This window comes from Streptomyces sp. NPDC056224, assembly GCF_042267665.1.
Classification (GTDB): Bacteria; Actinomycetota; Actinomycetes; order Streptomycetales; family Streptomycetaceae; genus Streptomyces.
On the sequence record NZ_JBHJTK010000047.1, the window covers coordinates 1 to 14,223 of the forward strand.

Below are 14,223 nucleotides of genomic sequence, written 5' to 3' on the forward strand. Positions count from 1 at the left end.
AATATATGACTCAGACCATAACAGGAAAAGATAACCTTAGTAAGCGAATATTACATGAAATCGAAGGCGGTTTAAGGATTTCTGAAGTGCCTAAGCTTTATCCTGTATCTCTAGATCAAGCCAAAAGATTATCTCGTTTTAATAATATGCTTAATAAAGCTAAAAAACAGCTAAACTTGGAACAGTATGAACGATTAGAACTTTTAGGCTTAAAAAGTCTCCCTCTTTCTGGACTAATTAAAAACTCTGATTGGGCCTTTCCGGCTTCGCCTCCAGGGCCAGCCCGCTTCGCGGGTGGCCCGCAACAACGAGGAGCGGGCCTTCTGTCTCCTGGTGCTGGGGGAAGGCTATGGGTCGGGCCGGCGCGCCATGGGGCGGCTCTCACTGTTCTGGGGCGAGGTGGGCCAGAAGGTGTGCCACTCCTCGGCGGGGATACAGTCCCACATGTCTCTGGTCCAGCCTTTGAAAGGAAGACCGGTCGATGACTCAATTTGTGAAACGGATGAACTCGGGAAACGGGGCGGGGCACCACACCTGGCGTGGCGGTAGGGTCGCGTGCATGTGGGTGGGATTGGATGCTGTCGACTGGGCGGCGCTGAAGCACAACTACGGGTCGGCCGAGGACGTGCCCGGCTTGCTGCGTCGGTGCGCGGGGCCGGACCCGGACGATGCCGAGGAGGCAGCGTGCGACCTGCTCAACTTGTTGTTTCATCAAGGTGGTTGGCTCTGCTCTGCCGCATCAGCTGCGCTGCCCTTCCTCCTGCGTCTTGCCGCGACTCCTGAGGTGACATGTCGTCGCACGGTGATGGAGTTGGTGGCAAGGCTGGCCTCGGAGGCGGAGCAGGTCATCGAGAGGTTCCTCGATCCCGCTTGGCGGCCAGCATGGGAGCGGGCCCTGCCTGAGGTTCTGGTCCTACTGGGGGACCCTGAGCCCTGGATTCGGCGGGACGCCGCTGACGTGGTCGGTGTCTGCGGCAGCTCTGGTGAGCTGACCCTGCCTTCGCTGCTGCAGCGCTGGCAGGCCGAGGATGATCCAGCGACCCAGCTCGATGTGATCCTCGCACTCGGGCAGGCTGTGTTGCGACAGCCCGCGGGCCTGCACGCCGCCGAAGTCTTCGACCTCCTTCAGGGGCTGCTCAATGCCCCGGAGGCACAGGTGCGCCTGGCCGCAGTGCACGCACTCGCCCCAAGCAAGCCGGACCTTCCCGAACAGCGGCTGGAGCTGTTGCTGCAGGCGGTCCGGGACCCCAGTGTCGAGTTGTGGCGCCACACTACGGCGATGGACTCCGGAGTACAGGGTGTCCAGCACCGGACCGCAGCCCTGTTCCCCGGGCCGTCCACCGGCTTCGCTCTTGGCCTACTGAATAACCATCCCGCCGAAGAGCAGAGAACCGGCGCCCTGGCCCAGGCAGCAGGGCTGCTGGCCCAGTGGCGCTCCCCTGCCTCTGCTCTTCTCCCCCGCGTCGCCGCCCGCCTGAACGACCCTGCTGGCGAGGCCCGATTCCGGGCAGCCGAGCTGCTGGCCTGCCTTGGTCCCGCGTCCGCTGCCCACGCCGACGAGGTAGCCGCGCTGATCGGCGACAACGCCGCGAGGACGACCCGAAAGCAGGAGACCGTCAGCGAGGCTGCCTTGTGGGCGCTGGCCAGGATGAACGATCCGCGCTGCCTGCCGGGCGTGATCGAGCTGGTGGCCGGCGCGCGGTCCGGGTTCGCGTCGAACTCCGCCAGCTACCCCGCCACCGCCGGCTGGCACCATGCGGTCCTCCCATCCCTCCCCGAGGTACTGCGAGGCCTTGCGGACCACGTAGAGCGGCTACTGCCAGCTGTCTGCGACCAGCTCGGTACGACCACGGACCAGCAGGTGATCAACCGTTTCTGCCAGGTGCTTGCGGGCTGGGGTCCTGCCGCGAAGGCAGCGGTTCCGCAGCTTCTCAGCCTCATGGAGGACGACCAGAACTGGGACGGCGCGGCACTCGCCATCGCCGCCATCGGACCGGCGGGCAACGGGGCCCGGGAACTGTTGCTGGCTCGGGCGGACGCAGGCGGGACGCACACGGAGCTCGCGGCATGGGCCCACTGGAAAGTCAGTGGTGAGCCAGGACCGCTCCTGGAGGCACTCGAACTGGCCGCGGCCCAGGGAAGCATCCCGCGTCCTGCCCTGCGCAAGCTCGCCGACCTCGGCCCATACGCTGCCCGCTTCGCGGACCGAATCCGGGCGATGACCACCGACACCGACCCCTGGTCCCGCGTCGAGGCAGCCCATGCCCTGTGGGCCACGACCGGCGACACCGAGACCGCCGTCCCCGCGCTGATGACCGCCATCCAGGGCCTGGCCAAGGGCAACTACCTTCCCGTCATGCTCCCAGCAGTGCGCCACCTGGCACAGATCGGACCCGCCGCGCGGCCCGCCGCCCAACTCCTGCACGCCCTACCCCACCACGACCCGCGCCTACGCAGCAGCGGCGCCTGGCGCGGCTTCACCCAGGACGAAGACATCCGCACTGCCGTCGACGAACTCCTCGCCGCCTGCGAGTGACCCGTCCATCACCGACCGGGTGCACTGGAAGGACCGCGTACCAAGGCCCTCACCGTCATACGAGGCTGGAAGGGAACGGGTCTGGCCACCCTTCCGCTCCGATGACGCGAAGGCCAGGCCAGATAATCACGGGCCGTCGCCCCGGTCGGGTGCGCGCTGGCCTGGCCAGTACCTCTACCTCATCTCGGCACCTCATGACAGAAGGATCGGCATTCCATCCGCCCAGCACCACGATGCATGAGAAACCAGTCATGACGGCTGCTCGGCTGGTGGAGGGTCATGGTGATCGGGGCGGGGCTCGAAAGGCTGCTGTACACGCGGCCGGTACCGGAGACCACCGAGCAGCAGCTGGCTGCGCTGCTCAGGTGGGCGAAGGGCTCCAAGCAGACGGTGGCGCGGGAGTTGGGCGTGTCCCTGCGGACGATCCAGCGGTGGACCGCTCGCAGGGCAGCGGCACGGGCCAAGCCCTCTGCCCGGCACGCGGCACTGATCGACACACGGCTACGGGCTCGGTGGCAGCCACTGGTGCGTGCGCGGCGCAGGGCCTCCGCGGAGCGGCAGGGGCTGGTGGTGCACACCCGGGCGCGGTTCGGGTTCTCGGCAGGGGCTGGCGGTTCGGATGACCCGCGGCACCGGCTTCTGACGGCGCTGGTGCCCGGCGAGGTAGCCCGGGAACTGTTCTCCGCCTGGGAGGCAGGTGCCCCGGACCGGCAGTACCTGATGATCCTGGGCCGGGCGCTGGGACACGTGTACTTCCGGGCAGCGGGCAGGCGGGCAGATGCCCTCCAGGTGAGGCTCAGGGAGGTCGACTTCATCGAGTTCGGACTCGCGTAGTGGGTGTGCCGTCGGCGAGCGGCGAAGCAGGAGGGCACAGGGCCTTCTAGCCCAGTGCCTCGCGTTGCTCCCGCCAGTCCCAGACGACCGGCCCCCGTCGCTCTTTCCTCCAGGCAGGAGGGGGCTGAGGCGGACGGATCTTGATGCTCTCGGCCAGGCGCAGCAGGGCAGGGCGGTCGGCCGGAGCGGCCAGGAGGCAGGCGGCGTCGGTCAGGTGGGCGAACTGGGCGGCGGCGTGGAGGAAGCCGCGTGCCCAGGCGGGCACGGGGTAGATGGCGCAGCCGTCGGTGTAGCGGGCTTGATCGTGCAGGGTGAGGGTGCCGGCGGCGGGGTCGAAGCCGTCCGGGCGGGCGGTAGCCAGCTGCTGGAACGAGGCACCGGCGGCGACGGCTGCCGCGAGGGCGGCGGCTCGGGCTGGGTGCGACGTCGCCTTGTGCAAGCGGTCGGTGAGCTGGACGGCCTGGGCCTGGGTCGGGGGGATGGGTGCCGGGCGCTGCCGGTAGACGATCGGCCGCGGAGTGCAGGCGGTGGTACAAGGCCGGGGACTGTCGTAGGAGACGAAACGATCCAGGGCATCGAGGGTGATCCAGCGCCAGGGCGCAGGCGCCGCGGAAGCCTGTGTGCCGGGTGGCGGGGCGTCGCTGCCGTAGAAGAGGGCTCTGGCTTCGGCCAGCGTGTCGACGGTCGTGTGGTCGGTAGCGGCGAGGGTACGGCCCGCAGCGGCAGTCAGACGGGGCCGGTGAACGACGAGAGTGAGGTGGATGCCGGTCTGCCGCCACAGGCCGAGGAGGCGCTGCAGGCGGCGGTCGTCGAGAAGGTGCGCACGCAGGACGGTCAGGCGGGTGACGGCCCGCGCCGTCGCCCATGCCGCGGCCGCTTCCCACAACGGCGGCCTGCCGTGCGGGAAGCGGCCCGGGACGTGAGGCTCCTTGCCCAGCGCAAGGAGTAGGTCCGCGGCCAGTGCGGTCTCGCTGGTCGCTCCCGGAGTGGGGTGCAGGGTGACGCGGCCGTCCCTTGGAGCATGGGCAGCCAAGGCTGCGTGGGTGAAGGCGGCGTCGTCCCCGCAGTCCAGGACGACGGCCAGGCGGGGCGTGGCAGGTGTGGTCACGCGAGGCGACTAAAGGCCCAGCGCAGCAGGTCCCGGTCCGGGCGCAGGCGGCCGGTGCGCTCCAGAGCGGTGCGCATGTGGGCGGTGAGCTGGGCCCAGGCGCGGAAGTTGCCGTGAGCGGCCTGTTCGTCGGCGAAGGTGATGTCAGCGGGGTCGGCGTCCTCCCAGACGGGGTGGAAGAGCGGGATGACGTCGAGGACCTCTTCGGGGGTGAGGCGGGTGAACTGCTGCCAGATGAAGATCCGGGAGGACAGCATCGGCTCGCGGCGCAGCACGGTGTGGGCGCCGGCGCCGCCGACGAAGACGATCGCGATCTGGGTGGCGGGCTCGTCCCACAGGTAGCGGAAGTACTCGAACGCCTCCCCGTTGAGCCACTGCGCCTCATCCACGAGGAACGTGCGGGGCCGCTCGGCCAGGGCGGTCTTCAGCAGGCGGTCGAACTCGCTGGGATGGCGCGGCGGCTCCCCGGGCAGGCGGAGCGTTTCGAACAGCTCGTAGCGCACCGCGCGGGCGGTCGGGCGGGCCCGGAAGGTGACCCGGCAAACTTCCTCGCCGCAGGTGTCTTCCAGCTCGTGCAGGCAGGTGTTGACCGCCAAGGTCTTGCCGAAGCCGGCGTTGCCGTGGATGCACATCATCGCCCGCGCGGCAACCGTGTCCGCGATGTTCTCCCGCGCAGTGAGCAGGGCCCTCGTGGTCACGATGGAGGCGTCGGGCAGATCGACGTACTGATACGTGGGCGCTGCCACCGCAGACCTCCGTCCTGCCCCTGCCCGTCGCCGCCCGGCTGCGCTGCCGGCCCACCGTCCTGAGGGCCGCGGCGAGTGCGGGCGGCGAGCGACGGCGGAGTACGCCAGCCCGGCGGGGCGGCAGCCGGCGGGATCAAGTCCGGCAGTGCCAGGCTCGCCATGTCCCCCCGGTCAGCCTCCGCGAGCTCCGCACCGGCCTCCACCGCGGACACCGCCCCCAGCCGCTCCGGCTTCCCCGGCCGCGTCGCGGCGGCATAGCGCTCACGCTGCGCCGCCGACAGGTCCCTGCGCAGACGCCGGCTGCGCGCGGCACGCGCGGTGCGGACCGCGGTGATCTGTTCCGGGCTCGCCTCATCCGCGACGGTCGCGGGGCCCAGGTAGCGGCCGTTCGTGGCGTCGAAGACCTCGATCCGGTGATCGTGGTGCGGCATGAACCGCACCCTGACCCCCGTACCGGCCAAGCCCGTCATCCACGGCCCCACATAGTCCCGTCTACGGAACCGGACCCCGCGGGTAGAGACCACCCGCACACGGCCGTCGTCTTCCAGGGTGAACGTCCACAGCTCCTCCGGGCTGACCTCCCGCACCGGAGTCGGATCCGCCTCCCAGGCCTGCAGAGGCGACTTCCCGTCCAGCGGCTGGGGCAGGTGGCATGTGTTCCACCACTCCACCCAGCCCAGCAGACGAGCGGTGAAGTCCTCGCCAGCACGCACCTGACTGACGGACCGTCACTGCCAATCCCCCACTGACACCAAACCGGCGCATCGCACCTGGAACACAACGACTTCCTCGGCGACGACGCGGTGTCCCAAGGGGTACGGGACTTCGTGGGCTGAGCCGGCCGAGTCCGGGCACGCCCACTAAAACGGCGGCTCGTCAACTGATCCCCGTTTGTCGTGCGCATTGTGATCCTTCCCGCGCCCGTCGGAGGGGAGTGGATCGGTAGGGCGTTCCATCAACATGCGCCCTTGCTCCCAAGACGCCAACGCCTCGGAGGCCAAACTTCTATGCCGTTCGCTGGAGCTTTGCGCTAGAACGTTCTCCACCAAAGGGGTCAACCTCCTGCGGTGCATCGCCAATGCCGGGAACTCCAGAAATCGAACGGCCGCAACAAGAGCCGCCTCAACCACTCTCGGATCAGAGTCATCAAAGTAGGAGGCGACGCCCGGAAAAGCTTCCGGGTAAATACTCCTGATGTTCAGGAAAGCGGGAAATGGCTCGGTCAGCGAATATTCCCCCCACTCTCGAATGCGCTGCTCCTGCTCAATGCTGACATCGAAGGCCACGTCGGCCAGCCATGAAAGGAGCTTGCCTCGAAGTGGGAATTTTTCCCCATCCCATGAAGGAGTGAGTGCGGCTCGACTTTCGCGGTCGCCCAAAAGTGCGGCGACATACCTGAAAGCCGGCGCGGTCGCAGAGTAGACGACTCCGTCGTTGAGGAGAGCGTCATACAGGTGGTTGAGTGAACTCGTTACCGCGGAAAAGTCACCCGACGCCAAGTCGCGCAGCTTGGTCGGAGTAACCGGGAAGGCCGACCCGTCGGCATTATCGAGCTCAGCCCAGTCGGTGAGATCGATGATCGCACATGGATTCAACTTATCGCCGTTCATGTCTATAAGGCCAGCTTAGTGGCCTGCAGGAAAGCAGCCAAGGCGCGGCAACTGGGCCGCGCCCTGGCGAATGCATCAGAAGGGTACCTCACTGAAAACTTGCCCGCGCTGAGATCGAACCGCTAGCGATGAGCTCCCCGGCAACATTCCTGCCACGTTTGGCGTGCAGAAACCGCATGGCCCGCCAGGCTTTGAAACCATCAGTCGGCCAGTCAAACCCCCGGATCCCGACTGTTTGGCCAGAATCCTCATGATAGTGGCCGCCTGAACCTCGACATGCGAGCCAAAGAACTTACCGCCGCCGGGGCTCGCCGCAGCAGGAATCTCGCCCATGTTGGCTCTGATCAACGGATGGAGCCGATCGGAAGCCAGGTCAAACTCTCCGTGCCCCTGAACCCAGAGGTACCCGCCGGTAGCAACGTCCGGCCTGCTGGAATATGCAGCATTCTCCGATGCTCTGGCATGCGCCCGTTCATCCGCAGTGGAGCAGTTGTGAACGAGTGCTGAGGTCCCGCCTGCGACCACATAGTACGTGTGGAAGTCGTCGACGGTGAGGTTGTGCGTGGTGACGGCGTAGGGGTAGTTACGGGTGGCCTGGACCGTGAGGGTGGTGCCGTCGGGCTTACGGAGCTGTTCGCCGGGGACGAGGTCGCCGGCGTCGGACCACTGGCGTCGGGTCTCGCTCCAGTAGGGGTGGTGAGAGGTGGAGGTGATTGCGACGGGCGGGCCGCGGGGGCTCGCGTCGTCGGTGAGCGTGAGGTCGGTGAATTCCTTGTCGTCGGGGGTCGTGATGGTGGCGGTGACCTGCTTCGGGCGGGTTTCGCCGGTCTGCGGGTCCGTTGCCATCACGGTGTCGCCGACCTTGATGTCCTGGATGGCCTTGGTGCTGCCATCCGCCATCTGGACCTTGGTGCCTGTGGGGAAGCTGTTCGTCTTGACCGAGGCCTTGCAGGAGGACGGGCTCGAATCGCTCTTGGCGTCGGATCCGCTGCCTTGGGACTCGACGTCGTCTTCTGCCTTGGCTGCTTTGGTTTCTGTACCGGCGCTGTCGCTGGCTGATTCAGCTTTGGTTTCGCCTGATTTTGCTGCCTTGGCTGCTGCGTCGGCTGCTTCGTCCTCGGCCTTTTTGGCCTTGGTGAAGGCTTCCATGGCCTTGGCGGCTCTGCGTTCGCCGGCGTTGATGGCGTCGTAGGTCTTGTTGAGTTCCTTGTAGATCTTGAAGGCCTTGATGCCGACCTTGACTGCCTTCAGGAGCTTGCCCCAGGGCACGGCGTTGAGGGCCGTGTTGATGCAGGCCATGACGTCGCCCTTGGTGAAGCAGTCTCGGGCGTCGTTGTAGCCGATCAGGTCACCGATCAGGTCGACGACTGCGTGCTTCAGTTCCTCGCGCTTCTTCTTCGACTGATTGAGCTGGTTGTTCGCCTCATTCAGCTCGTTCTGCGCGCCCTGCGACGGGGTCGTCTTCGGTTCGGTGATGAACGAGTTGGGTGCCCTGGGGATGTACAGCTCGCCGCTGGGGTCCGAATTGTTGAACGGGTCGTTGTTGGAGTAGGCGTAGGCGTTCCACTGCTGGGGGTCGCCTGCGTCGATGATGGGGTCGGGGCTGATGAAGCGGCCGGTGGTGGGGTCGTATTCGCGGGCGCCGAGGAGGGTGAAGCCGGTGGCTTGTTCCTTGGTGCCGCCGACGAAGCCCTTGTCGCCGGCCCAGGTGCCGGGGGCGGGCTGGATGCCGCGTTCGTTGCCGAAGGGGTCGGCGGGGCGGCGGGTCTGGGCGAGGTCGGTGGCGTTGAACTGGACGCCGTTGGTGCCGTGGTGGTCCGAGGACTGGTAGGTGAGGGTTGAGGTGCCGGCGGTGGTGGTGCGTGTGATGGACAGGCCGCCGGGGGCGCCGTAGGTGCGAACGTTGGAGACCTTGCTGGTGGCGGTGTCCAGGGTGATCTGGTCGAGGCCGAGGTTGAGCGTGGTCTTGCCGGGGTCGCGGCGGATGAGCTGGTTGCCACCCGTGTCGTAGACGTAGCTGGTGCCGGCGCTCTCGCCGGTTCCGGTGATCTTGTCGAGCTTGCCCTGGTCGTTCCAGGTCAGAGTCTTGGTGCCCGGGGTGCTGGTGAGGGAGGCGGTGTTGCCGGTGGCGTCGTAGGTGTACGAGGTCACCTTGGTGCCGGTGGCGCTGGTTTCGGTGGACTTCATCAGGGCGTGCGGGCCGCCCGTTCCGGTGCCCGTGTTCGGGGCGGTGCCGAAGGTCTGGGTGACCGTCGTGTCCTTGGCCGTGTTGCCGGTGACGTCCTTCTTGACCAGCTTGGTGCGGTTGCCGATCTTGTCGTACTCGTACTGCTGCCAGTACGGGGCCGGTCCGCCCACGCTCGGCTTGCCCGTGCCGTCGACCGCGGGACCGGTGCTGTTGGCGCAGCCGCCGATAGCGCGGACGCTCGGCTGCGGCGCTGTCGTGGTGGTGCCGGTGTCGGTCCAGGCCTGGGTCATGCGGCCGAGGTAGTCGGTGGTGAAGCACTGCAGGTCGCGGGCGGCGCCGTCTTGCGTGTTGCTGATGGAGGTCAGCTGGCCGACGCGGTTGTAGGTGTAGTCGACGACGTCGACGCTGGCCCTGGTCGCGGTCTGCTTGTCCAGGGTGGAGCGGACGGGTCGGCCGGTGGCCAGGTCGTAGTCGACCGTGGAGACGATCTGCTTGCCGGTGTCGCCGATGGTGGTGCGGATGGCCCGGCCGTACGGGTCGTAGCGCATGTCCACGACGTACGGGGTGATCTGCGAGCCGATGGTGCTGTCGAGGGAGGTGAAGCTGCCGGCGATGTTGCTGCCGTAGGTGAGCGTCTCCGCGGCGAGCCCGGCCGCCGTGATGGCCGGCAGCTCGGTCGTCTTCAGCTGCCCGTACTTGTCGTAGGTGTTCTTGGTTTCGTAGGTGCCGGCGAGCTGCTTCTCGGTGGCCGGGATGGTGACCTTGGTTCCGAGAGGGCGGTAGCCGCTGTCGTAGCCGGTGATCTCGGAGACGTAGGCGCTACCGGAGGTGCCGCCGGTGAAGCGGGTGGTGGTGGCCGGCTTGCCGAGGGCCCCGGCCTTGGTGTCGTAGGTGAAGGCGCCGACCTGCTTGGCCGGGTCGACGGCCGTGCCCTCGTAGGTGGCGGTGGTACGGCCGAGGAGGTCGCTGACGGTGGTGGCGCTCTTGTTGCGGGCGTCGGTGACGGTGACGAGGTTCTTGCTGTCGTCGTAGACCGTGGTGGCGATGCCCGAGTCCGGGTCGGTGGTCTTCACCGTGCGGCCGAGGAGGTCATAGGCGAAGGTCCACTCGTTGCCGGCGGAGTCCTTTCGGCGCAGCTCCTGGCCCTGGGTGTTGGACTCGTACGTGGTCTCGTCGTAGTCGGTGCCGGTCGGGGTGTTGCTCTTGTACTGGCGCAGGACGGAGGTGGTGCCGTTGGTGATGCTGGCCGTGGCGTAGCCGCCGGCCGGCGGGATGGTGCGGACCTCGTCGGCCCCCGGGTACTCAGTCTTCGAGCGCCACTGCTCGATGCCGAAGGACTGGAAGACGGAGGCGGTGGTGCGGCCGAGGCCGTCGAAGACCGAGACGGTCTGCGCCGGGATGTGATTGTCGGGGGTGACGCCGCCGTTGGGCAGGAACAGGGCGCCGCCGGGGGCGGCCTGGTCGTTGTAGTACGGCGCGCTGGTCTTGACCTGCCAGCCGTGCGAGTCGAAGAGCGCGTCGGTGATCATCCGGCCGTAGGCGCCGGAGGGGGTGTGGGCCTGGGTCTGGCGGATTCGGCCGAGGCCGTCGTAGATGGTGTAGCTGGAGATGTACGAGTTGTCGTTCATGAGTGTCTGGCTCAGAACGGTGGTCGGCGCGTTGGTGCCGTTCATGCTGTACGAGAACTTGCGGACCGGCGGGTCGACGGTCCGGTCCTGGCCGGGCTGCCAGATGGTGGTGACCCGGCCGAGGGCGTCGTAGCCGCGCTCGGCGACGTGCCCGTTCTCGTCGGTCGTCTTCATCGGCATCGCGCGGCCGGTGTCGAGGGTGGTGACCGTCTTCCAGCCGAGCGGGTTGGTGTGGGTGACCTCGTACGGCAGGGCGTTGGGCAGGGCCCGGTACTCGGTCTTGGTGACCGCGCCGTCAGGATGGGCGGCGTCCTTGCGGACCTTGTTGGTGGTGGTGGCGATGCGGCCGTAGACGTCGTAGGTGGAGATGACGTTGAGGCGGTAGACGGGGTTGCCCGCGGTGTCGTACTTCTCCAGGACCTCGGTGCCGGTCTGGTCGGCGGTCGTGCCGGCCTGGCCGAGGGGCTTGCTGTCGAAGTAGGCGCGGGTGTCGCCGACCGTGTTCGCCGCGTTCGGGGTCTGTGCGCAGCCGCCGGTGCCCTTGAGGACAAAGGTGCGGGAGGCGAGCTGGGTGAGCGCGCTTCCGGGGCCGGTGGCGTACTCGAAGGTGGTGCACAGGCGCTGGTCGGGGCGGGAGAGGTCGCTCTTGTCGTCGACCTGGAGGGGGCGGGAGAAGAGGGTGTCGTCGTAGGTGGAGGTGCGCTGGCTGGTGCGCCAGGTGCCGTCGGCGAGCTTGGCGCGGCTGGTGACCGTGCCGGTGTTCATCACGCGGGCGGTGATGGGCGGCATGCCGCCGGACTGGGTGCGGGTCGCGGTCGCGTTCGGCTTGAGCAGGGGGGTGGAGACCTCGTCGGCGATGACGGTGCCGCCGTCGCGGTCGTAGGTCTGGGTCTGGCGGACGAAGCCGGAGAGGACTTCTTCGTCCTTGATGGTGCCGCCCTGGGCGTCGGGGACGTTCACGCTGCGCTTGGTGCCGTTGGCGAGGACGTCTCCGTCCATGCCGCGCAGGAAGGTCGCGACGGACTTGGTGCGCGGTGCTTCGGCGCTGTTGCCGCTGCCGGTGCGGGTGGTGACGGTGGCGTAGCCGCGGAACTGGTCCCAGGTGCGGGTCTTGGGGTCGGTGAACTCGGAGTCGTTGCGGTGCCAGGCGATGCCGCCGCCGTACGCGTAGTCCGTGACTTGGCTGACCTGGCCGCCGACCTTGTCCTGCTGGGTGACGGACTGGACGACGACCTTGTGGAACCAGTCGTCGACCGGGTCCGGGTAGGACTGGCCTGGCAGGTACCACTTGACCGGCATGCAGGCCATCGTGTTGCTGTCCGCGGCCGCCGGCATCGTGCCTGCGACGCGGGAGCACTCCGGGGCCTTGTAGACGACGTTGATCTGGCCACCGGTCTCGGTGGTGATCGTCTGGATGCGCGGCCGGTTGAAGCGGGAAGCGCCGGCCTCAGTGCCGTCGGGGCGCTTGACCACGCCGTCGACGCGGTTGGGTATCTGCTTGGGCTCTCCGAAAGTGACGGCCGGCACGGACAGCGGGGTCCTGGCGTTCGTGGCGGTGCGCTTGATGGAGTCGAGCCACAGGGTCGGCGAGCTGCCGTCGCCGGGGTCCGCGAAGTGCTGGGTGAGGGCGTAGGAGTCGATGTTGCGGTATCCGCCTGTGCCGAGGACCTCGGTGTCGATCTTCGTGAGGCGTTTGGTGGAGAAGTAGGTGGGCGACAGGTTCAGGCACTGGCCGGTGGCGGCGCACTCCTGGTCGACGGGGGTGTCGCCCCAGGCCGTGGGGTTGGTCTTGCGCTGGGCCGGGTCGCAGGCGGCGCCGGTCTCGAAGCAGCGGTCGGCGGTGCGCAGCCAGATCTGGGCGGCGGTGTTGGCGGTGCCCTTCGCGGTGACCTGGTCGGGCAGGCGCTGGCCGTAGCCGATCCAGGTCGGGTAGGAGGCGCGCTGGTAGAGGGTGGAGGTGCCGGTGCCGTTGTTCTGGCCGCCGCCTCGCCCGTAGTAGTTGTTCTCCTGCTCGTAGCGGTAGGAGATCAGGTTCTGGTGCGGGTCGACGACGTAGTCGAGGTTCCACTGCCAGCCGAGCTGCTGCCAGGTGCCGTTGGCGGGGGTGTCCGCGCCGAGGCACTTGTCCTGGCCGCTGTTGAAGTAGACCGGGACGGTGGAGACGGACTTGGCTTCGGGGTCGGTGCCGTCGCCGCCGGGCAGGCGGTTGGAGCCGAAGTAGTACTGGGTGCCGTCGGTCGTGGTGACCTTGAAGCCCTCGCCCTTCCAGGCCGGATTGCGCTGGCCGGTCAGGCGCTCGATCTTCGTACCGTCATCGCCCTGGAGGCGGTACACGCAGGTGGTGTCGTCGCGGACGATCTGTCCGGCGTGGCCGGACAACGAGAGGGAGAGGATGTCGCCGGCCCAGCACTCGTCACCCGACTCCGCGATGCCCGCGTCCTTGCAGCCCTTGTACGAGCGGGAGATCGAGCCCGGGTGCCAGTCCCAGCCCTCACCGATCAGACCGGACTGGGCGTTCGTCGAGGCGGTACGGCCGTCGATCGAGGCGGAGTCGTAGCCGAGCACCACGCTCGGCGCCGCCCCGGCGATGGCCGAAGGAACCTCGGCCGTGTAGCCGTAGGTGAAGTTCGCCGCGTTCGCCCCGGCCTGCCAGGAAGCCGACGGCAGCAGCGGGGTCGCGGAGTAGTCACCGAGACTGCTGGACGGACCCGGTTCAACGCCCAGGGCTATGCCATCTGCGGCCAGTATCTGCGGGGCTGCGGCGGGAGCGGACTTGGCGTCGGGCTGCGACTTGAGCAGTGAAACGGAAGGGCTGGGGGTCTTGTGTACCTGTACCTCGGCGACCAGGTGCCCGGAGGCGTCGGTGTGTGAGGCCACTGGTGTGCGGGTTGTGCAGCCTGCGGCACCGGGTGTGGTGAGCGCGCACGCGGGGAGCTGGACCAGTCGGGCGCGGCTTGCCCAGTTGGCGCTGGTGTTCTTCGCCCAGGCTGCGATGTCGAGGCCGACCTCGACCTTGCCGGAGGCGGTGACGCCCGCGGGTTCGGTGAGAGCGATCAGGGCGCCGTTCACGCCGGCTGCGCGGGTCTTCGCCGCGTCCTTCACCTCGACCTTGAGGCTGCCCGTGCCGGTAGCGGAAGGTGAGGTGGCGAGTTCAGACAGAGCAGCCGACGATTTTGCATTCTTTGCTGGCGCAACCCAAATCGGCAAGCTGCCGGCCTGGACGGGTCCGGAGCCGTTGGCGGGTTGCGGCGCGGGCCGGGCGCCGACCTCAACCGTCGTGGAACCGGCGGGAGTTTTTGACTTCTTGACAGGCTTCCACGCCTTGGCCGCAGGCGGCTCCTGCGCCTCGGGCTTGGCGTTGGACCCCTTCACCGCCTTCGAGTTGGGCAGCGCGGTCTTCGGCGGAACCCAGACCTTTGGCGGCTTGTCAGTCGCTTGGGCCACGGGTAGACCCGGGCCAGAGACGAGAACAGCGAGTGCGGCCACCGCCGCGACCCGAGCTCTGCCGCGCTTTGAGCGCACGGCGAAGCCACTCCGACGAGACAACTGGATCCCCCCACAGGAAACCGGACA

Annotated in this window: 7 protein-coding genes and 1 pseudogene; 3 read left to right on the forward strand and 5 right to left on the reverse strand. The window is 67.7% G+C overall.

Going from position 1 to position 14,223, the window contains the following annotated elements:
- From ACFCZ1_RS32980 to tpg, 3 genes and pseudogenes are all read left to right on the forward strand, one after another.
- A pseudogene (locus ACFCZ1_RS32980) lies at positions 1-485 on the forward strand (hypothetical protein); the annotation flags it as partial.
- Between the two features lie 74 nt (positions 486-559).
- On the forward strand, positions 560-2,536 hold the full coding sequence (locus ACFCZ1_RS32985; protein WP_376681950.1) for a hypothetical protein: 1,977 nt from the start codon (positions 560-562) through the stop codon (positions 2,534-2,536).
- 279 nt (positions 2,537-2,815) lie between these two features.
- On the forward strand, positions 2,816-3,370 hold the full coding sequence (gene tpg, locus ACFCZ1_RS32990) for a telomere-protecting terminal protein Tpg (RefSeq protein WP_376681951.1): 555 nt from the start codon (positions 2,816-2,818) through the stop codon (positions 3,368-3,370).
- A gap of 46 nt (positions 3,371-3,416) precedes the next feature.
- Here tpg and ACFCZ1_RS32995 read toward each other — a convergent pair whose 3' ends face one another.
- From ACFCZ1_RS32995 to ACFCZ1_RS33015, 5 genes are all read right to left on the reverse strand, one after another.
- Positions 3,417-4,478, reverse strand: a complete 1,062-nt coding sequence (locus ACFCZ1_RS32995; RefSeq protein WP_376681952.1) for a hypothetical protein — start codon at positions 4,476-4,478, stop codon at positions 3,417-3,419.
- Complete coding sequence (locus ACFCZ1_RS33000) at positions 4,475-5,224, reverse strand: AAA family ATPase (RefSeq protein WP_376681953.1); 750 nt, start codon at positions 5,222-5,224, stop codon at positions 4,475-4,477. The genes ACFCZ1_RS32995 and ACFCZ1_RS33000 overlap by 4 nt, the downstream gene beginning before the upstream one ends.
- Positions 5,173-5,937 carry a Mu transposase C-terminal domain-containing protein gene (locus ACFCZ1_RS33005; RefSeq protein WP_376681954.1) on the reverse strand — a complete coding sequence of 255 codons (765 nt, stop codon included), beginning with the start codon at positions 5,935-5,937 and terminating at the stop codon, positions 5,173-5,175. The genes ACFCZ1_RS33000 and ACFCZ1_RS33005 overlap by 52 nt, the downstream gene beginning before the upstream one ends.
- Positions 5,938-6,084: 147 nt before the next feature.
- Positions 6,085-6,834, reverse strand: a complete 750-nt coding sequence (locus tag ACFCZ1_RS33010) for a hypothetical protein (protein WP_376681955.1) — start codon at positions 6,832-6,834, stop codon at positions 6,085-6,087.
- A 75-nt stretch (positions 6,835-6,909) separates the two neighbouring features.
- On the reverse strand, positions 6,910-13,752 hold the full coding sequence (locus ACFCZ1_RS33015; RefSeq protein ID WP_376681956.1) for a polymorphic toxin-type HINT domain-containing protein: 6,843 nt from the start codon (positions 13,750-13,752) through the stop codon (positions 6,910-6,912).
- Positions 13,753-14,223 lie beyond the last annotated feature (471 nt).